An 18081-nucleotide genomic window follows, 5' to 3' on the forward strand; every position below is an offset into this window, starting at 1 on the left:
GGTTCAACCACCGGCGTCTCCTCGAGCCGATCGGCAACATCCCACCCGCCGAGGCCGAGGCGCGCTACTATGAACAACTGAACGAGATGGCTATGGTCGCCTGAGTCAAACAAAATGGCCTCCGGGATTCCCGGCGCGGTTCACTCCTTCGGCCGCCTCCGGCTTGTTGGTGCGAAATACCGAGTGCTTGTCGTTGTAGAGCGCGATCGGCTTGCCATGATCCTCAAGTTACGCGCGCGCGGCCTGGAAATAGGCGAACGCACTCTCGCTGGCGACGAAGTTGAGGTGCATCAGGCGGCTGGTGGCGTCATCGACGCGCGGGAGACCGTCCGCCAAGCCGACCAGAACCTGCAGCCGAGAGAGCTCCTTGCGGCTCATCGTAATCATCGTCATCCGCCGTCACCCTCAGCGCCTGAACCGAAGGGAAGGCTTGTGACATTCCAAACGGTGAGGCCGGTGACATCTCTATTCGGTGATATGCACATGTCCAAGCGCCTGAATCCAGTTTTGACCGGCTACGGCCACCGCCGATCCCGATTGGCGATCTGCGCCGAACTCAGCACGTCCGGCCCCTCGGCCACCTGCGGTGCGTGATCCGGCAGCATCGCCGGATCGGCCCAGCAGGTCACCTGTCCGATCGTGCGCGTGCAATAGGGCGGCGGCGGTGGCAGCGGGTGCGGATGCCGACAATAGCTCTTGCCCCGGTCGAGCCGCACCATCGAGCAATCCCTACCGGTCACCAGCGAGATCACCGCATCGGGCACGGTCCGATGAATCGTGGTGATCGCCAGCACGTTGCCGGCGACGCCGATTCCCGCCTCGGCGCCGGCGCCCAGGCCGCAGCCGGCGAGCGGAATCAGGCACAGGAAAACGAGCAAGCGATGCATCGCCTTTTAATGCCTTGAAAAAATGAAAATCGGGTTACGTTGCCCTATGCCCCGCGCGCCGCTATGGTCCGCCCGCCTTACCTTGAACGACTTTGCGCGCAGCCCCGCCAACCCTGCGCGCGTATTGGAGCGAAACCGCGCGTGCCCGATATTTTCGACGAAGTCGCCGACGATCTGCGTGCCGAGCGCACCCGGAAATTCCTTGCCCGCTATGCCGGCGCGTTCGTCGCCGCCGCGGTGCTGGTGCTGATCGGCATCGGCGGATGGAAGACCTGGCAATGGTATCAGCATCGCCAGAACGTCCGCGCCGCCACTCAATACATGGCCCTGACCGACCGGATCGCCCAGGCCGGCCCAGGCCTCGCCAAGGCCGGCGAGATCAAGGACGCGAAGGCGCTGGTCGATTTCGCGGCCAAGGTACCGGCCGGCTACGCGACCCTCGCGCGCTTCCGCGCCGCCGCGCTTTATAATGCCGCCGGCGATGCCCAATCCGCCGAGGCGCTGTGGAACCGGCTCGGCGCGTCCGCCAGCGGCGCCGGGCCGATACTGCGCGGCCTCGCCAATCTGCTCTGGGCGCAGCACGCCATGGGCGTCACTCCCGATGCCACGGTGATGGCCCGGCTCAAGCCGCTGATGGCACCGTCGAACCCGTGGCACGATCTCGCCCAGGTGAACGCAGCGGTGCTCGACATGCAGGCGGGCAAGAATGCCGAAGCGAAATCGCTGCTCGATCGCGTTTCCGCCGATCCGGCCGCCCCGGCCAATCTGCGCAATCTGGCCGAAGGCCTCATCGCCAAACTGAACGGATAATCGAGCACAACATGACTGAATCACGCGCGATGACCAAACTCGGCCGGCGCAGCGCGATGCTGCTTTCCGCCGGATTGCTCTCGGGGTGCAGCCTGTTCGAGGGCTCGACCAAGAAACCCGTGCCCGGCGTGAAAATCCCGGTGCTTCCGCCGCACCAACCTCTGGTCGCGAACCCCGCCGCCCCGCCGGTGCGGCTTCCGCCATCAGCCGCGCTCAACGCATGGACGCAGGCAGGCGCCAATGCGCGGCACAACCCCGGCTCCGTCTCGCTCCCCGCGCGGCTGGCGCAGGCATGGCGAACCGGCATCGGCGCCGGCGGCACCTATCGCCGCTCGCTGCACACCCAGCCGGTCGTCGCCAATGGGCGCGTCTTCACCATGGACGCCAACGGCTTCGTCGATGCGGTCGCCCTGGAAACCGGGCGGCATCTCTGGCGCCAGAAAATGCGGCCCAGGCACAATACCAGCTTCGCCTTCGGCGGCGGCCTCGCGATCGACGGCGGGATACTCTACGTGGCCACCGGATTCGCCGAACTGCGCGCGCTCGATCCCGCAACCGGCGCGGCGCACTGGATGAAGAAGCTCGATCAACCGGCACGCTCCGCCCCCGCCATCGGCGGCGGGCAGATCTACATCGTCCTGCTCGACAACACCCTGACCGCGCTGGACGCCAAAACCGGCGATTTCGCCTGGCGCTTCCCCACCGGTTCTTCCTCCAACTCGATGTTCGGCGCGGGCGCGCCCGCCTACGACCAGGGCGTCGTGGTGGCCGGCTTCGGCACCGGCCTGCTCGCCGGGATCAACGCGACCACCGGCTCGGCTCTCTGGGAACAGAGCCTCGCCGCCGGCTACGACGTGACCAACCCGCTCAACGTATCGAGCATCGTCGCCAACCCGGTGATCGGCGGCAATCTGGTGGTCGCAACCGGCCTCGCCGGCTCGACCGTTGCGTTCGACCTGCGCTCCGGCCGGCGCATCTGGGGGCACGGCGCGGGCGGCGCCGAAACCCCCGCGATCGCCGGCGACTGGCTGTTCCTGCTCACCGACGATCAGCGCCTCGCCGCGATCCATATGCAGGAAGGTTATACCGCCTGGGTTACCGCCCTGCCCGCCTGGCGCAACCCGAAGACCGATTCCGGCCCGATTTCCTGGCACGGCCCGCTGCTGGCCGGCAACGGGCTGATCCTGACCGGCTCGGATCGCCGGATGATCGTGGTCGACGCGCGAACCGGCGTTCTGCTCACCCCGCCCGACCGCGCGCTCGGGCTCAACGGTGTCGCGGACATGGCGCCGATCGCCGCGGGCGGCAATCTTCTGGTCCTCACCCGCAATGCGGTGCTGACCGCGTATCGATGACCGTCCCTGAATCCCGCCCGCCGCGCATCGCCATCTGCGGGCGGCCGAATGTCGGCAAATCGACCCTGTTCAACCGTCTCGCGGGAAAGCGGATCGCTCTGGTCGCCGACGAGCCGGGGGTGACGCGCGACCGCAAGGAAGCCTGGGGCGATCTCGCCGGCCGCCGGGTGCAGCTCATCGACACCGCCGGGCTCGAGGAAGCGCCGCCCGCCAGCCTGCCGGGCCGGATGCGCGCCTCCACCGGCACCGCCGTCGAACAGGCCGATCTCGTGCTGTTCATGATCGATTCGCGCGCCGGCCTGCTGCCCGAGGACCGACACTTCGCCGCCTGGCTGCGCCGTGCGAACAAGCCGGTCATCGTCGTCGCCAACAAGGCCGAGGGCAAAGGCGGTGGTGCGGCCGCCCTCGAAGCCTACGCACTCGGCCTCGGCGAACCGGTCGCGATTTCCGCCGAACATAACGAAGGCGTGTCCGACCTCATCGACCAGATCGTCGAAACCTTGCCCGAAGCGTCCGGCGATACGGAAAGCGAGGGCGCCCGCCCGCTCCATCTCGCCATCATCGGCCGGCCCAACGCGGGCAAATCGACCCTGCTCAACCGCCTACTCGGCGAGGAGCGCACGATCACCGGCCCCGAACCCGGTCTGACCCGAGACGCCATCGCCGCCGAACTCACCGACGCCAAGGGCACGCGCTACCGCCTGTTCGACACCGCCGGCCTGCGCCGCCGCGCGCGCGTCGAACCCGGTCTCGAAAAACTCTCGACCTCCTCGGCCATCGAGGCGCTGAAATTCGCCGACACGGTGATCCTCGCGATCGACGCGCATGAAGGCATCCACGACCAGGATCTGCATATCGCGCGGCTCGTCGAACGCGAAGGCCGCGGCTGCGTCATCGCCCTGACCAAATGGGATCTGGTCGAAGATCGCGACAAGACCCGTCGCGCAATCAAGGACCGGCTGGACTCGTCGCTCGCGCAAATGAAGGGCATCGTCACCGTGCCGCTTTCCGCCGAAACCGGCGAAGGCATGGCAAAGCTGCTGCCCGCCGTGCGCGAGGCCGATGCAATCTGGAACAAGCGCGTCTCCACCGGCGCGCTGAACCGCTGGTTCGAGGGCGCGCTGGAACGCTTCCCGCCGCCCCTGGTGGACGGCCGCCGGCTCAAGTTGCGCTACATCACCCAGGTCAAGGCCCGGCCGCCCAGCTTCGCCCTGTTCGGCACCCGCGCCGAAGCGACGCCGGAGACCTATCAGCGCTATCTGGTGAACAGCCTGCGCGACCAGTTCGATCTGCCCGGCACCCCGATCCGCCTCTCCCTTCGCGGCACCAAAAACCCTTACGCCGAGGACTGATCCAGGCGCACGCGGTCAGGCGCGATAGATCGTCGGAAACCAGTCCTCGCGCAGCCTCTGCCCGTCCGCCATGCCGTGCCCGGGAAACGGCGGCGATGTGCGGCCGGGCCGGGTCACGTAGCGCGCGTCATCGCCCAGAAGCCGGAGCGAAAACGCGCGCCGCCGCGTCGTGGCATCGTTGCCCCGCGCGCCATGGAGGGTTTTGAAGCTGAATGCCACGGCATCGCCCGGCTGCATCTCCCATTCCAGCACGCGGTATTTCCCCGGCTCCGCATCGGGGTCGGGAACAGGCATATAGGCACCTTCATCGGGGTAGAAATTCTCCTCGGACAGCCAGCGCGTCGGCAAGACCGGCTTTGCCCATTTATGCGAACCCGCGACGCATCGCAGCGAAGCTTCCCCAACCGGGTCCATCGGCGACCAGAAACTGACGGTCTGCTCGCCCTCGACGAAGTAATACGGGCTATCCTGATGCCACGGCGTCGGCTTCGACGTGCCGGGTTCTTTCACGAGAACGTGGTCGTGAAAGATCTGCACGGTCCGCGATCCCATCAGCCGGGCCGCCACCTCGGCCGCCGGCGATTCGCGGATCGCCGCCTCGAACTCGGGAATCCGGGTCCAGTTGCAATAATCGTCGAAAAACCTGCCGCTTTCGCCCGCTTTAAGGTTCTCGGCGGCGTACGGCCCCGGCTCGCTCATGTTGCGCTCGATGCCGGCGCGGATCGTCTCGACCCAATCCCCGAACAATCCCCTCACCAGCACGACGCCATCTCTCTGGAAGCTGTCGATCTGGTCCTGGGTCGGCAATGTCGCTGTGCTCATCGGTCTCGCTCCTGATCGCTTAAGACATGAAAGCATTTTACGTACGCCAGATATGAACAAATCAGAAACGTCCTGTGTTTACTTGATCCCGGTTCAGGTGGAGATCTCGTAACTCTGCTTGAGCAGGTCGTAGATTGGGCCAACCAACGCTTCTTCGCCTTTTTCACAGCACTCGAACAGGTCGTAGCGTGAAATGATGTCCTGTGGCTGAGTGTCGATACGTAGGCAGCCAACATCAAGGTAATTGGCAAGAATTTCCTGTGACCGCTGATCGGAGAGCTGACCGGCGATTACCTGCTGTTCTTGGCACAGTTTCGGCATGTCGGCGATGAAGGCGCTGCCGTCCGCAGGCATCCTGACCGAGCGGAACGGAAACTCCGCCCGGACATCGATCCATTGCAGGGCAGCCTTCTCGAAGCTGACCTCGGTGAAACCGGCGAGTTCCGGCACGCCCTTGCGGGCGGTATCTTTCTCGTCTGAATATTTTCCCCGGAATGTGAGGTCCTGGAAAGCTCCTTCGAACCGGCAGTTCACGAAGCCGCTGCATCCAAAATCCACCCCGCTCAGCTTCTTGAACACGAAGACGCAGTTAACAAACTGCGGATCGCCGATGCTTGTCTTGGCAAGCTTTATGTTTTCAAAGTGGCAATTAATATAGCGTGATTGATATTCGTCCTTCTTGCTGGTGTTATAATCAAAACCAATGGCCCCAACCTGCCACTCACAGCGATAGAACCGGCAATTGATGAAGGTGCAGCCGTAATCCCCGAAATCGTTCATATCGGCATAATCAAAGACGCAATCCTGAAAGACACTGTGCTCAGCGACCGTTTCAGCAAGTGACCCTGCGGTGAAATCGCACGATTTGAACACGGCATGGTTCAACGATTTCTTGCGCCGCGCATCTGGAGGGCAGAGCCGCAGTCCCCGCAGATCGAACAGCCCGTCCTCGGTCCTGCCGAAGGGTTGGGTCCGCAGCGCCTCGTCGGGATCGATCCCGGCCCAGCGCTCGCGCCATTCGGTGAATTGCTTGGCGGTATGGCGCTTCGGCGGGCGGGATGCGGAAAGTTCGGTCATAATGCTTACGGTATCAGAAAATCGTCGATGATTGGTACTTCGGGTTCCTCGGGCATGATCGGGGTGTCCGGCGGACCTTGAGATGAGGCGGGAGCAATTTTCGGCGGAGGCATTGGCGGCTGCGGGTCGATCGTTTTGCCGCTGGTATCCAGATGCATCAGGTCATCACCGTATTTCAGCCGGTGCGCCTGGAGTTGGCCCTGGGTGGTCATGTCGTACTGGTCGCCCGTATCCTTGTCGATGAAATCTGGGCCACGATTGGATTTCCCCGTGATTCGCTTGTTTAAAGCGTCATCTTTTCTAACTTGGTCACGTGCCTCCTTGTCGATCTGAGTGCCTCGGAACCGCGCTCGCGCGTTCGGGTCTTTCTTGATCGCACGCAACTGTCGATCGGTGTACACGTCCTTATCCGGCCCCCGATCGATTTTCCCGGCGGCGCTGGTGGTATGGTCTTGTAGGTGCCGGTAGACCTGCTCGCGGGTCAGGGGCGGGCTCTGGGGCGTGGTCGTGTCCGATACCAGGGTGATCGTTGGCGCGCCCGCATTGGTACCACCCGTTCCACCGGCCGCGCCACCCATGCCGATCAGTACGGTCGGCATTCCGCCGACGATCACCCCGCCATGGGCGGTCTGGTCGCCCATCCGCGCCGCCGGCATTCCGCCGATCAGCACCGTCGGCGAGCCCATCACGATGGTATCGGGCGGCCCCACGCAGGTCACCAGGTCGGAAACCCTTGCCGCCGGCAGCCCGCCGATCAGCACATTCGGCGCGCCCTTGACGATCGGGCCGCCGACATGAGGCACCGGCCCGTCGCTGGCTGGGCAGGTGTGCATGTCGGTGATCCGCGCCGCGGGCTTTTCTCCAGCCATGAGGCAATCTTGCCCGACCAAGCGGTCCTGGCAAGACCGCAATCAGGTGGTCGGTCCATGGAACAGGATGATCGGCGGCGGAGCGCGTCGTAGAGCATGGCCTTTTCCACCTTGAGCCAAGTCGCGCGCGAACTGACTGACGGCATCGCGGCGATGCCCGGTCTCGCCTGCGGGATTTCGGCATCCCGGCGATCGGGGATAAAGACGGAATCATCAATCGAAACCGAGGAGTTCCAGCATGGCGCGATTTGACGGCAAGGTCGGCGTGATTACGGGAGCGGCAAGCGGCATCGGCCGCGCGATCGCGGAGCAATTTGCCCGCGAAGGCGGCCACGCGGTGATCGCCGATCTCGATCTCGACACGGCACAGGCAACCGCGCGCGAGATCGGCGCACTGGGGCCGGAAGCCTTCGCGGTCGCGATGGATGTTTCCGACGAAGCGCGGGTGCAGGCGGGAATCGACGCGGTCGGCGCCAAATTCGGCCGGATCGACGTTCTGGTCAGCAATGCCGGTATTCAGATCGTCCACCCGGTCCACGAATTTCCGTTCGCCGAATGGAAGAGGCTGCTCGCCATCCATCTCGACGGCGCGTTCCTCACCACCAGGGCATGCCTCAAATACATGTACGCCCAGAAAAGCGGCGCGATTGTCTATATCGGTTCGGTCCATTCGAAAGAAGCGTCCAGGCTCAAATCGCCCTATGTCACGGCGAAGCACGGGCTGATCGGGCTGTGCAAGGTCGTTGCCAAGGAAGGCGCGGAATTCGGCGTGCGCGCCAATGTGGTCTGCCCCGGCTATGTGCGCACGCCATTGGTGAATAAACAAATCCCCGAACAATCGAAGGCGCTGGGCATCACCGAGGATGCGGTGATCCGCACCGTCATGCTGCGCGACACCGTCGATGGCGAATTCACCACGGTCGAGGATGTCGCCGCGGCGGTGCTGCATTTCGCCGGCTTCCCGACCAATGCGCTCACCGGTCAGTCGCTCGTCGTCAGCCATGGCTGGTTCATGCAATGAACCGGAAGACCGATATCGGAACGAGTTCGAAACGTCATCGCGAGCGCAGCGAAGCAATCCATGGTTGAGCGCCCTCAGGATCGGGACACTGGCCTGATCGACATCACAGGCCGAAATATGCCTCGCGCACCGCGTCGCTCGCTTCAAGCTCGGCGCGCGTGCCCGAGAGTTTCACCCGCCCGCCATCGATCAGGAATCCACGATCGGCGAGGGCGAGAAATGCCACGTTCTGCTCGGCGATCAGCAGCGACGTGCCGTGCCCGATCGTTGTTTTCAGCACCTCGATCACCTGCTTGACGAACACCGGCGCCAGACCCGACGACGGCTCGTCCATCAGGAGAAGTTTCGGCTCGGAGACCAGAACTTTCGCGATTCCGAGCATCTTGCGTTGGCCGCCCGACAGGCTCGCCGCGAGGTCGCGCCGCTTTTTCGCCAGATCGGGAAACAGGTCGAACAACAGCGCGCCGCGCTTGCGCACTTGCGCATCGCTCAGGAAATACCCACCGAGCCGGATATTCTCCTCGATCGATAACGTGGGAAACACCCCGAGTTCCGACATGAACGCGATGCCGCGCCGGATTCGCTGGTCCGGCGGCAGGGTCTGCAGCGCTTCGCCCTCGAAAGCGATCGACCCGCTCCAGCACGGCAGCAAACCGATGATCGTGCGCAGCAGCGTGGTCTTGCCCGCGCTGTTCGCCCCGAGCAGAAGCACCGTTTCGCCGGCGCCGACATCGAGATCGATGCCCCAGAGAATCTGCATCGCGCCATAGCCGGATGTCACGCCGCCGAGTTCGAGCAATGCCATCCCGCTAACCCCCGATGAACGCGGCGACCACGTCCGGGTTCTCGGACGCCGCCTTCAGCGTCCCCTCGAACAGCATCCGCCCGGCGCCGAGAACGATCACCCGGTTGGTGATTCGATTGAGAAAATCGAGGAGATGCTCGACCACGATCAGCGCGATGCCGCGCTGGGCCAGGCGCTGGAGCAGATTCGCAATCGCGCCGAGTTCCGAGGGATTGAGCCCGGCGCCGATCTCGTCGATCAGCAGCAATTTTGGATCGGTCGCCAGGGCGCGGCCCAGATCCAGCATTTTCTGCTGATTGACCGTGAGCCCTCCGGCCATAATCGCCGCATGGCCGGCGAGATCGATCTCGGCGAGCACAGCATCGGCATCCATCCCGCGCGCCCCGCCGAAATGCGCCGCCACTTCGATATTTTCCCGCACGCCCATCTCACGGAACGGTTTGGGTACCTGGAACGTTCGGTTGATTCCCAAGTGCGCGAGCCGGAACGGCGCCAGCCCCTGCACCGGCCGCCCCTGGAACCGGATTGTCCCGGCATCCGCGCGATGCACGCCCGAAATCAGGTTGATCGCGGTGGTCTTACCCGATCCGTTCGGCCCCACCAGCCCGACGATTTCCCCCGGCTCGACCGAAAAGCTCAACCGGTTGAGCACGATATTGCCGCCGAATGCCTTGCCGACGCCATCCAGCCTGAGCAGCGGTTCAGAAGACACGCACACCCCTCCGCGTCAGCAATGACGATACGCCGTTCGGCAGGAACAGAACCAGCAGCACGATCAACGCCCCGTAGAGCAGTTCGAAACCCTGCGGGAACGAAATGCCGATGCCGTTATAGAGCAGATAGAGCGACGCCGCGCCGATGATCGGCCCGATCACCGTGCCGACGCCCCCGAACAGCGCGAACACGATGGCGAATACGCTGATCTGCAGGGTGAACACCGCATCGGGATAGAATACCGACAGGTTCCACGCATAGGTGCCGCCCGCCAGTCCCGCGATCCCGGCGGAGGCCAGCCAGACCAGCACGCGCTGGCGCACCACGTCGATTCCCGCCATCGCCGCGCTCACCGGGTCCTGCGTCATCGCCCGCAAGCCAAGACCGAAGCGGGATGCGCGAAAATAGGCGGCCAACCCGGTCGCGAGCAGCAATATCGCCAGCATCGTCAGATAGCTCGCCTCCGGCGCATAGACCCGGTCGATCTTCAAACCATAGGGCCCGCCGGTGATTTTCGACAAATTCCCGTTCGAGACGACGAAGAACATGATCTGCGACGCCGCGAGATTGGCGATCGAGAAATACGCGCCGGAAAGCCGCAGCAGCGGCCCAAGAATGATCGCGATCACGATAGACCCGATCCCGCCGCCGATCACGCAGGCGATCACCGGCAGATCCGTGTGCAGAACCAGCAAGGATGTCGCATAGGCGCCGGCGCCGAAGAACCCGACATAGCCGAACGGCAGATAGCCGGTGAACCCGTAAAGCAGGTTGAGCCCCTGGGTAAGCACGACGAACGTCATCATCTGGAACAGCAATGACTGATTGCCGTAAACATGCGGCAGGATCAGGAATACCACCGCCAGCAACACAACGACGACGATCCCCGGCCACGCTCCCCGATCACGCATGGCGGACCGCCTTGCCGAGCAGGCCGCTCGGGCGGATCAGCACGATGACGACCAGCAGCACATAGGGCACCAGGTTCGACCAGGACGCGTAGAATGTCTGCATCAGCATTGTGCCCAGGCCGAACACCAGGCCGCCCACCACGGTGCCGAGCGGATTGCCGAGCGAGCCGATGATGATGATGGCGAAGGATGTCGTGGTCAGGCCGGTGCCGATATCCGGCGACACCGACCCGAGCAGATAGGGCACGAACACGCCAGCCGCGCCGGCGAGCGCCAACCCCATCACGAAGGCGATGGCGGAAACCCGATCGACATTGATTCCCGTCGCGCGCGCTTCGTCGCGATCGGCCATGATCGCCCGCGTCGCATAGCCGAGCTTGGTTCGCGCGAAATATCCATACAAACCGCCGATCGCCAGCACGCTGACCAGCACCGCGACCCACCAGCTATCGGGAAATTCCTGCCCGAGCACGCCAAGATTGCCGGCCCCCAGCGCATCGCCCGGCAGCGAGCGCTGGTCGGCGCCGAAGCCGAACACCGCCAAGGCCTCGATGATCTGCGCGATGCCGAAAAACAGGATGAACGACAGCATCTCCGGGTCGTGGCTCTTCTGCAGGCGCGGCACCACCGCATAGTACAACGGATAGCCGATTACGATCGCACCCGCGATCGCCAGCGGAATCCCGAACAGCGGGTTGAGCCCGAGATCGCGCGACAGCAGATACGCCCCGAACCCGCCGAGCATGATGAATTGCCCGTGCGCCAGGTTGATGATGCGCATCACGCCGAAAATCAGGTTCAGCCCGATGCCGATCAGGCTGAAGAACAAGCCGTATAATATGCCGCCGATCACGGCGTATTCGAGCAAGCCCACCATGATTGCAGCCTCTCAAAACCGGGCGGAAATCACCCGGCAGGATTGCCGCCTGCCGGGTCTCGCTGACGTTCCGTTATGTCTTCGGCGCCGGATAGACCGCCTTGCCGGTCGCCTTGGCCTTCGGATAGACCACGACGATCTTGTTGCCCTTGCCCTGCGGCACGAGCTGAGCCACCGGCAGCAGCTCGCCGAGCTGGGCGCCGTGATCGGTCATCTTGAACGCGCCGAGCAGGGTCTTGGTTTTGCCCGACATCCCCAGCAGCGCCCGGTCGAACGAGATCTGGGTGAATTGCGGCGCGGTCTTCAGCATGTCCTGCATGATGACGCCGGTATTGTAGCCCGCCGCGTTCAGGAAGTTCGGCGCCTCATGCTTCGCCGCCGTATAGGTCTTCACGAAATCGTCGGTGTTCAGCCCCGACGTGACATGGCTGAATTTCACCAGCGGCGGCGTCGGATAGGTGTAGGTATAAGCGAGCGTCTTCGCGCCGACATTCTTGGTCAGAAGAGCGAGCAACTGGCCGGGGAAAATCGTGAAGGTCATGTTGAAATGCAGCCCGCTGCCCGACAGCGCGCGCAGAAACGCGATGTCGTTCGGCGGATAGCCGAGTTCGATCACCACATCCGGCCGGCGCGCCGCGATCGTGTGCAGCAGCACGGTGTAGTTGGACTCGGAGGTCGGCACTCCATGAAAATAGACCGGCTTCACCCCGCCTTTGGCAAGCACCGCTTTCAATGTGTTGGCCTGCGACGCATCGAAATCGTTCGACCCGTAGAGCACCGCGACGCGTTTGATCTTCTGCTTCAGCAGGTAATCACCGAGCGGGATCGGCCAGACCGTGGAAGCCGGAATGCTGACATCCGCCAGGTAGTGCGTCTTCTTGGTGAAGAAATTCGCGCCCGAGCCGGTCGGGTCGATCAGCAGCATATGATGCTCGGCGGCCAGCGGCACCGCGACCGAGGTGAGCACCGAGCCGAAATCGGCGACCAGCAGGTTCACTTTATCCTGAGTGATGAGCTGATTGTACAGGGTCGTCGCGGTCGCGGTCGAACTCTGATCGTCATAGGCGATGATCTTGACCGGGATTTTCTTGTCGAATGCCTTGACGAACACGCCGCCCGCCTTGTTGACCCCTGCCGCCCAGAATTGCAGCCCCTGATATTGCCCCTCGGACGCGACAGCAAACGATCCGCTGCTGGCATAGAGCGTGCCGATCTTCAGTACCGCCGGCGCGGTCGCAGCTCCGGCGCTCCCCGCCGCCAGCGCCGACATCGCGGCACCGGCCACGCAAGCCGCCGCAATCCTTGATTTCGACTTGGCCATTTCGGTCTCCCCCGATCCCTGAGTAGAAAATATTTCAAAAAAACTTACGTCAACGCAAAATTTTTGTAATCTTGGCTCGCCGCGCGATCAAGCCCCATCGCAGCAGCGTGATCTCGCGAAATCGGGTTTTGGTCAGACGAGCAGCTACAACTCGACGTTGTTTAAAGGCAACGACAGCCAGAACCGGTCATTGCGAGGCGGTGAAACCACCGAAGCAATCCATCACGCGGAGAAAACAGCGATCGTACAATTTCCGTCGGCGCCTTCAGCGCCGCGTCGTCCGCACGATGATCGGGCGAAACCGCACGCCGTGCCGCGCCATCTGCAAACGGAACAATCCGTAGCAGACGAGACCGGCCACGATCAGCACCGGCACGGTGAACACCGCGAGCCAGAAAGCCAGCGCGCCGAATCCCAGCAACAGCGCGAAGGCGGCAAGCCGCAGCATGATCGCCCCGAGGGACGGCTTCGGCCGCTCCGGGAAGTCGCCTTCCAGCGTCATATCGATGACGGGACCATTGCCTTGGTTCATGACACGTATCGTGGCGCCGCGAAGCGGTTTCGGCAAGAGGGAATCGGCTGGAGCCAAAGTAAACTCTTGGCAATCGTGCGGCAATCGCGGTTCCCGCGCGGCATTGCTTGATCCGGTGCCGCCACTTCCCCATCTGTTCCGCAATGAAACCGGCCCTCACGCACCGCCACGCGCTGTTCCTCGATCTGGATGGCACGCTTCTCGATCTCGCGCTCACGCCGGCGGATGTCGAGGTGCCGCCTGGCCTCGGATCGCTCCTCACCGGCCTCGCGGCCCAGAGAAACGGCGCACTGGCGATCCTGTCCGGCCGCACCCTCGTCGATATCGACGCGGTGACCGGCGCGATCCTGCCGGCCGGCGCGGAACACGGATTTCTGCTGCGCGACGCGACCGGAACGATCACCCGTCCGGTCGCGCAATCGGCCAACCGGCCCGAATGGTGCGCGGCGCTGGAACAGGCGGCCCTCGCCATGCCGGGCGTCGCGATCGAACTGAAAACCTACACGCTGGTCGCGCATTTCCGCCAAGCCCCCGAACGCGGGCCCGAATTGCGTGCGATGATCGAGGCGATGATCACCGGCGATCCCTCGGTCGAGCTTCTCGGCGCGCATATGGCCTGGGAAATCCGCCCCAAAGGCGCGGGCAAGGGAAGCGCGCTGCACTGGTTCATGCGGCATCGGCCGTTCGCGGATAAAATCCCGGTTTTCGTCGGCGACGACGTCACCGACGAGGCGGCGATCGACGCGGCAAAGGCGCTGGGCGGTATCGGCCTGCATGTCGCGCGGGATTTCGGCGGCGAAACAAAATCGGTGCGCGCGTGGTTGAACGAGGTCCGCATGAACGGAGAGGGTTGAATGTCGCGCCTCGTCGTCGTCTCGAACCGGGTGTCGATGCCCACCGAACGCGGCGCGCGCGCCGGCGGTCTCGCGGTCGCCCTCGCCGATGCGATGACCCCCGGATCGGTCTGGTTCGGCTGGTCAGGCAAGCGCATGCCGGCCACGTCGAACGCTGCCACGATCGTCGAAAACAAAGGCGTCACCTACGCAACGATCGACCTGAGCGAATCGGATTACCACCGCTACTATGTCGGCTTCTCCAACGGTTCGCTCTGGCCGTTGCTGCATTACCGGACCGGGCTGCTCGAATTCCGGCGTGATGACTACGAAGGCTACCTCGCGGTCAACGAAATCTTCGCGGACCGCCTGACCCCCCTGCTCAAGCCGGACGACATCGTCTGGATTCACGACTACCAGTTGCTCACCATGGCCGAAGCCTTGCGCCAGCGCGGGGTGCGCAACCGGATCGGGCTGTTTCTCCACATCCCGTTTGTGCCGCCTGCGGTGCTTCACGTGCTGCCGTCGGCCTCGGTCCTGGTGCGCGCGATGGCTGCGGCGGATCTGGTCGGGTTCCAGACCCATGGCGACCGGATGAATTTTCTCGAATCCGCCGCCTCCTGCATGGGTGCCGCGCCCGACGCGACAAACGGCTTCATCCATCAGGGCCATCGCACCGAAACCATCGTCGCCCCGGTCGGCATCGACGCGGACGGCTTCGCCCAGGCCGCGAAGCGCGCCGCCAACATGGCGGAGACCAAGCGCCTGATCGAAAGCCTGGTCGGGCGCGACCTCGCCATCGGCGTCGACCGGCTCGACTACACCAAGGGCCTGCCGCAGCGCTTCGACGCGTTCGGCCAGTTGCTGCACCGCCACCCCGAACATCTGCGCCGGATCAGCTTTCTGCAGATCGCCGCGCGCTCGCGCGAGGACGTCGATCGCTACCAGTCGCTGCGCCGCGAGCTCGACCGCAAGGCCGGCGACATCAACGGCGCCTATTCCGATTTCGACTGGACGCCGCTGCGCTACATGACCCGCGCGGTCAACCGCAATACCATCGCCGGGTTCTACCGGCTCGCGCGGATCGGCGTGGTGACGCCGCTGCGCGACGGCATGAATCTCGTCGCCAAGGAGTTCGTCGCCGCACAGGATTCGGCCGATCCCGGCGTCCTTGTTTTGTCGCGCTTCGCCGGCGCCGCCGAAGACATGACCGAGGCGCTGATCGTCAACCCCTACGACGCCGACGCCGTCGCCGACGCGATGCACGCGGCGCTGATCATGGAAAAGGACGAACGCATCACCCGGCACGCGGCCCTTCTCGCCAAAATCCGCAAGCACACGGCGGCGTCATTCTGCCGTGACTTTTTGCGTCGCCTCAAATTCATCGAACGCGCCACCGGGTAGCACCGCCCGCATATGCGGCGGCACCGAGGCCACCGTCTCGACATGCGGGTCGAGCGGCAGCACCAGCCGCCGCGCGAGCAGGCATTGCCCGCCTCCCGCCGTGCCATAGAGCGGGTCGCCGATAATCGGATGGCCGAGCGCAGCGCAATGCACCCGCAACTGATGGGTTCGCCCGGTGCGCGGCCGCAGTTCCAGCAGTGCCCGCTTTTCGCTCCGCGCCAGCACCCGCCAGTCGGTCGCCGCCGGATCGCCGCTTGGATCGGCCACGATCTGCCAGCCCGATTTTTCGTTGCGTTTGGCAAGAGCCAGCGCAATTGTCCCCGCTGCCTTGTCCGGCACGCCCTCGACCACCGCCCAATAAATTTTAGTCACCAGCCGCTCGGCGAACGCCCGTTGCAGGAGCAAAAGCGTGGATTTGCGGCGGGCGATGGCAAGGCAGCCGGCGGTATCCGCATCGAGCCGATGGGCGAGCCACGGCCCGTCCTGACCGCGCCGCCACAGCGGAAACCAATCCTCCACGCTCGCCCCGCCGCGCGGTCCCGCATGACACGGCAAGCCCGCCGGCTTGTCGATAACCAACAAATGGTTCGACCGGAACAGAATGGCGGGAACGGCAATCATTCGATTTCGGCGGGACGGGTCACGTCCTCATAGTATTGCGGCGCTTCGTAGCGATCGTACATGCCGTAATCGCGGATCACCCGGACATGCCGGCTCAGTGCGCCGTCCGGCGGCTCAAACCGCGCGGCGGCATCGGCATCCCGCCAGGACAGCAGCAGCAGAAAATCCCCCGGCGTCAGGATCGCCTCGAACGCATCCCATGTAACAAGACCGTCCACACCCTCGGGCGGCTCGACCTGTTGCTTCGTCTCGATAATGGAAATCACCTTCGCCGCGCCCGTCTCGGTGGCATCCAGGCGCTGCTCGGGCAGTGTGCTGCCTTCGGGATCATCGGTATCGACGGTGATCTGGCCCACGCGCAGGTGATAGTCCTGGAAAATCTCGAACCGCCCCTTCTTCTGAACCGCGTGATGCAATGCATGGGTGCGCCAGCGCACCAGCGCCTTCTCGTCGCGCCAGACCGACAGCGACAGCAGCCATCCTTCCCGCCGCTTGGACCGATACCGCACATTGTCGACAAACCCGTTCACCCGGACCAGCTCGGGCCGCAGCATCCCGGCATGGCCGATATAGGCGTCCCACTGCTCCGGCTTGGGATGAACCTCGAAAATCACGGCGAACATGAACCAAACTCCCGTTCTCGATCTACTGGTCACACATAGAGCGTGATCGGCCGTTCGGACATAACCTCGCGACCTTCGAGAAAAATGAGCGCCTCCCGGTATAGCGGCAAGCGCCGCCGCACCTTCTGTAAGCCGTGCCTGGATTGGAGCGAGCGGCGCCCGCACCTTGCCGGCGTGGTCGGGGCGGCACTGGCCACGCGGGCTTTCGATCTCGGTTGGGTGGAGCGAATCAAGGACAGCCGCTCTATCACGATCACGCAAGCCGGGCGCCGTGGTTTCTCCGAAGCATTCGGCGTGACGCTGGCGTAGGTCACGGTCGCCGCCCAGGCGTAAGGATCGGAATCTGGATCGGAGATAAGTGATGCCCGCGGCAACAGTCGTTATGATACGCGTCGAATCTGAACAGCCGCAAAGTTGACGGCATCACTCGAGCGTAATGAACCGGCCGTGATCACGGCGCTGCCCCGCGCAGCCTCTCGGGTACGACGAAACCCAGCCGGCGCGGAATGTCCCACACCTCGTTGATCTGCCGCACGATGCGAAACCCTGCGCGCTGGTAGTTCGGCAGAGCGCGCGGATGATCGGCGGTGCAGGTATTCACCGTCATGCCGCGTACCGGCCCGGCGAACACCTGTTCGATCGCGGCTCCGAGCAGCGAAAACCCGATCCCCTTGCCGATCGCCCCCGGCAACAGCCCGAAATAGCTGAGATTGACATCGGGCCACGGCGTTGCGTCCAGTTCGAAAAATCCCGCAACCACACCATCCATCCTCAGAACCTGCACGGCGATCGCGGGATCGGCCAGCAACCGGCCGAGCATGTCGTCGGGCATCATCCGGCGCAGCCACCACAGCCAATCCTGGCCCACCCGGTCGTACAGATCGCGATAGGTCGCGACATCCATGCGTCGCATCGGCTCCAGCACCGCATTTTCCGGCATCTTCCGCCATGTCACCGGCGGCTTGCGGTCGAGGCGCAGGAACGTCACGGTCACCAGCACCCGATCGGTCGCTTCGCCAGGCCGGGCGCGGGCATAATCGAACATTAGGGTGTGTACCCGATAGCGGCGTGAGTCGCGATGGGCGCGAAAATCGTGACTGAGCAGGCGGCCGGCGCAGGACGATGTGGTTCATCGGCCAAGCCGGACAACGCCCTCAGCCGCGATTTGCGCCGCAGCCCGAAGGGACCGGGGGCTTTTGGCCCCAAGGTCGCAAAGATTCGGTGTCGTTCGTCGCTCATGATCGGCA

General features: G+C 64.1%; 21 protein-coding genes and 1 pseudogene. 8 read left to right on the forward strand and 14 right to left on the reverse strand.

The features are described from left to right. Positions 1–144: 144 nt before the first annotated feature. Both L2A60_RS09755 and L2A60_RS09760 read right to left on the reverse strand, forming a co-directional pair. Positions 145–315, reverse strand: a pseudogene (locus tag L2A60_RS09755) (ISNCY family transposase); the annotation flags it as partial. 200 nt (positions 316–515) lie between these two features. Further along, on the reverse strand, positions 516–878 hold the full coding sequence (locus tag L2A60_RS09760) for a hypothetical protein (RefSeq protein WP_235704191.1): 363 nt from the start codon (positions 876–878) through the stop codon (positions 516–518). A 150-nt stretch (positions 879–1028) separates the two neighbouring features. Between L2A60_RS09760 and L2A60_RS09765 the strand changes: the two genes are divergently transcribed. Genes L2A60_RS09765 through der form a run of 3 tightly spaced genes read left to right on the forward strand, consistent with a single transcriptional unit; the run spans position 1029 to position 4404 of the window. Continuing rightward, positions 1029–1697 carry a tetratricopeptide repeat protein gene (locus tag L2A60_RS09765; protein ID WP_235704192.1) on the forward strand — a complete coding sequence of 223 codons (669 nt, stop codon included), beginning with the start codon at positions 1029–1031 and terminating at the stop codon, positions 1695–1697. Between the two features lie 11 nt (positions 1698–1708). Then, the gene (locus L2A60_RS09770) at positions 1709–3052 is read left to right on the forward strand and encodes an outer membrane protein assembly factor BamB family protein (protein WP_235704193.1); all 1344 of its coding nucleotides are present in this window, start codon (positions 1709–1711) and stop codon (positions 3050–3052) included. Continuing rightward, complete coding sequence (gene der, locus L2A60_RS09775; protein WP_235704194.1) at positions 3049–4404, forward strand: ribosome biogenesis GTPase Der; 1356 nt, start codon at positions 3049–3051, stop codon at positions 4402–4404. Before L2A60_RS09770 ends, der begins: the two co-directional genes overlap by 4 nt. Positions 4405–4419: 15 nt before the next feature. Here der and L2A60_RS09780 read toward each other — a convergent pair whose 3' ends face one another. The 3 genes from L2A60_RS09780 to L2A60_RS09790 form a co-directional block, all read right to left on the reverse strand. Continuing rightward, positions 4420–5226: a phytanoyl-CoA dioxygenase family protein gene (locus L2A60_RS09780; protein WP_235704195.1), complete on the reverse strand. Its 807-nt coding sequence runs from the start codon at positions 5224–5226 to the stop codon at positions 4420–4422. Positions 5227–5319: 93 nt separating this feature from the next. Beyond that, positions 5320–6303: a pentapeptide repeat-containing protein gene (locus L2A60_RS09785; protein ID WP_235704196.1), complete on the reverse strand. Its 984-nt coding sequence runs from the start codon at positions 6301–6303 to the stop codon at positions 5320–5322. A 5-nt stretch (positions 6304–6308) separates the two neighbouring features. Then, positions 6309–7064: a PAAR domain-containing protein gene (locus tag L2A60_RS09790; RefSeq protein WP_235704197.1), complete on the reverse strand. Its 756-nt coding sequence runs from the start codon at positions 7062–7064 to the stop codon at positions 6309–6311. A gap of 204 nt (positions 7065–7268) precedes the next feature. Here L2A60_RS09790 and L2A60_RS09795 point away from each other — a divergent pair, with 204 nt between their 5' ends. Together L2A60_RS09795 and L2A60_RS09800 are read left to right on the forward strand one after the other, a co-directional pair. Further along, positions 7269–7424 carry a hypothetical protein gene (locus L2A60_RS09795; RefSeq protein WP_235704198.1) on the forward strand — a complete coding sequence of 52 codons (156 nt, stop codon included), beginning with the start codon at positions 7269–7271 and terminating at the stop codon, positions 7422–7424. Next, the gene (locus L2A60_RS09800; protein WP_235704199.1) at positions 7411–8193 is read left to right on the forward strand and encodes a 3-hydroxybutyrate dehydrogenase; all 783 of its coding nucleotides are present in this window, start codon (positions 7411–7413) and stop codon (positions 8191–8193) included. Before L2A60_RS09795 ends, L2A60_RS09800 begins: the two co-directional genes overlap by 14 nt. A 103-nt stretch (positions 8194–8296) precedes the next feature. Here L2A60_RS09800 and L2A60_RS09805 read toward each other — a convergent pair whose 3' ends face one another. The 6 genes from L2A60_RS09805 to L2A60_RS09830 all read right to left on the reverse strand — a co-directional run bounded on the left by L2A60_RS09805 (position 8297) and on the right by L2A60_RS09830 (position 13353). After that, positions 8297–8998 carry an ABC transporter ATP-binding protein gene (locus L2A60_RS09805; protein ID WP_235704200.1) on the reverse strand — a complete coding sequence of 234 codons (702 nt, stop codon included), beginning with the start codon at positions 8996–8998 and terminating at the stop codon, positions 8297–8299. A 4-nt stretch (positions 8999–9002) separates the two neighbouring features. Further along, positions 9003–9710, reverse strand: coding sequence for an ABC transporter ATP-binding protein (locus L2A60_RS09810; protein WP_235704201.1), 708 nt, complete (start codon positions 9708–9710; stop codon positions 9003–9005). After that, entirely contained in the window at positions 9700–10623 is a 924-nt protein-coding gene (locus L2A60_RS09815) for a branched-chain amino acid ABC transporter permease (RefSeq protein WP_235704202.1), read from the reverse strand. The genes L2A60_RS09810 and L2A60_RS09815 overlap by 11 nt, the downstream gene beginning before the upstream one ends. Beyond that, positions 10616–11500, reverse strand: coding sequence for a branched-chain amino acid ABC transporter permease (locus L2A60_RS09820; RefSeq protein WP_235704203.1), 885 nt, complete (start codon positions 11498–11500; stop codon positions 10616–10618). The genes L2A60_RS09815 and L2A60_RS09820 overlap by 8 nt, the downstream gene beginning before the upstream one ends. Before the next feature lie 73 nt (positions 11501–11573). Beyond that, positions 11574–12821 (reverse strand): ABC transporter substrate-binding protein, encoded by a 1248-nt coding sequence (locus tag L2A60_RS09825; RefSeq protein WP_235704204.1) that lies wholly within the window; start codon positions 12819–12821, stop codon positions 11574–11576. A gap of 265 nt (positions 12822–13086) precedes the next feature. Further along, complete coding sequence (locus tag L2A60_RS09830; protein WP_235704205.1) at positions 13087–13353, reverse strand: hypothetical protein; 267 nt, start codon at positions 13351–13353, stop codon at positions 13087–13089. A 143-nt stretch (positions 13354–13496) separates the two neighbouring features. On the opposite strand from L2A60_RS09830, the gene otsB reads away from it, so the two are divergent. Next, a complete protein-coding gene (gene otsB, locus L2A60_RS09835; RefSeq protein ID WP_235704206.1) occupies positions 13497–14207 on the forward strand; it encodes a trehalose-phosphatase in 711 nt (236 codons plus the stop codon). Further along, a complete protein-coding gene (locus L2A60_RS09840) occupies positions 14208–15590 on the forward strand; it encodes an alpha,alpha-trehalose-phosphate synthase (UDP-forming) (RefSeq protein WP_235704207.1) in 1383 nt (460 codons plus the stop codon). Here the strand turns inward: L2A60_RS09840 and L2A60_RS09845 are convergent. Both L2A60_RS09845 and L2A60_RS09850 read right to left on the reverse strand, forming a co-directional pair. Next, positions 15534–16211 carry an RluA family pseudouridine synthase gene (locus L2A60_RS09845; protein ID WP_235704208.1) on the reverse strand — a complete coding sequence of 226 codons (678 nt, stop codon included), beginning with the start codon at positions 16209–16211 and terminating at the stop codon, positions 15534–15536. The two genes, L2A60_RS09840 and L2A60_RS09845, sit on opposite strands and share 57 nt — an antisense overlap. Next, complete coding sequence (locus L2A60_RS09850) at positions 16208–16834, reverse strand: antibiotic biosynthesis monooxygenase family protein (RefSeq protein WP_235704209.1); 627 nt, start codon at positions 16832–16834, stop codon at positions 16208–16210. Before L2A60_RS09850 ends, L2A60_RS09845 begins: the two co-directional genes overlap by 4 nt. Before the next feature lie 84 nt (positions 16835–16918). Here L2A60_RS09850 and L2A60_RS09855 point away from each other — a divergent pair, with 84 nt between their 5' ends. Further along, on the forward strand, positions 16919–17143 hold the full coding sequence (locus L2A60_RS09855) for a hypothetical protein (protein ID WP_235704210.1): 225 nt from the start codon (positions 16919–16921) through the stop codon (positions 17141–17143). A 142-nt stretch (positions 17144–17285) separates the two neighbouring features. On the opposite strand, the gene L2A60_RS09860 is transcribed toward L2A60_RS09855, so the two are convergent. Then, positions 17286–17879, reverse strand: coding sequence for a GNAT family N-acetyltransferase (locus tag L2A60_RS09860; protein ID WP_235704211.1), 594 nt, complete (start codon positions 17877–17879; stop codon positions 17286–17288). Positions 17880–18081: the final 202 nt, after the last annotated feature.

The sequence above is a fragment of the Acidiphilium iwatense genome (assembly GCF_021556475.1).
GTDB lineage: Bacteria > Pseudomonadota > Alphaproteobacteria > Acetobacterales > Acetobacteraceae > Acidiphilium > Acidiphilium iwatense.

Coding starts and splice junctions, on each gene's coding strand:
- L2A60_RS09795 (WP_235704198.1), top strand. CDS start 7,269: ATGGCCTTTTCCACCTTGAGCCAAGTCGCGCGCGAACTGACTGACGGC.
- L2A60_RS09855 (WP_235704210.1), top strand. CDS start 16,919: ATGAGCGCCTCCCGGTATAGCGGCAAGCGCCGCCGCACCTTCTGTAAG.
- L2A60_RS09850 (WP_235704209.1), bottom strand. CDS start 16,834: ATGTTCGCCGTGATTTTCGAGGTTCATCCCAAGCCGGAGCAGTGGGAC.
- L2A60_RS09860 (WP_235704211.1), bottom strand. CDS start 17,879: ATGTTCGATTATGCCCGCGCCCGGCCTGGCGAAGCGACCGATCGGGTG.
- L2A60_RS09830 (WP_235704205.1), bottom strand. CDS start 13,353: ATGAACCAAGGCAATGGTCCCGTCATCGATATGACGCTGGAAGGCGAC.
- L2A60_RS09800 (WP_235704199.1), top strand. CDS start 7,411: ATGGCGCGATTTGACGGCAAGGTCGGCGTGATTACGGGAGCGGCAAGC.
- L2A60_RS09845 (WP_235704208.1), bottom strand. CDS start 16,211: ATGATTGCCGTTCCCGCCATTCTGTTCCGGTCGAACCATTTGTTGGTT.
- L2A60_RS09840 (WP_235704207.1), top strand. CDS start 14,208: ATGTCGCGCCTCGTCGTCGTCTCGAACCGGGTGTCGATGCCCACCGAA.
- otsB (WP_235704206.1), top strand. CDS start 13,497: ATGAAACCGGCCCTCACGCACCGCCACGCGCTGTTCCTCGATCTGGAT.
- L2A60_RS09785 (WP_235704196.1), bottom strand. CDS start 6,303: ATGACCGAACTTTCCGCATCCCGCCCGCCGAAGCGCCATACCGCCAAG.
- L2A60_RS09770 (WP_235704193.1), top strand. CDS start 1,709: ATGACTGAATCACGCGCGATGACCAAACTCGGCCGGCGCAGCGCGATG.
- L2A60_RS09825 (WP_235704204.1), bottom strand. CDS start 12,821: ATGGCCAAGTCGAAATCAAGGATTGCGGCGGCTTGCGTGGCCGGTGCC.
- L2A60_RS09805 (WP_235704200.1), bottom strand. CDS start 8,998: ATGGCATTGCTCGAACTCGGCGGCGTGACATCCGGCTATGGCGCGATG.
- der (WP_235704194.1), top strand. CDS start 3,049: ATGACCGTCCCTGAATCCCGCCCGCCGCGCATCGCCATCTGCGGGCGG.
- L2A60_RS09820 (WP_235704203.1), bottom strand. CDS start 11,500: ATGGTGGGCTTGCTCGAATACGCCGTGATCGGCGGCATATTATACGGC.
- L2A60_RS09815 (WP_235704202.1), bottom strand. CDS start 10,623: ATGCGTGATCGGGGAGCGTGGCCGGGGATCGTCGTCGTTGTGTTGCTG.
- L2A60_RS09780 (WP_235704195.1), bottom strand. CDS start 5,226: ATGAGCACAGCGACATTGCCGACCCAGGACCAGATCGACAGCTTCCAG.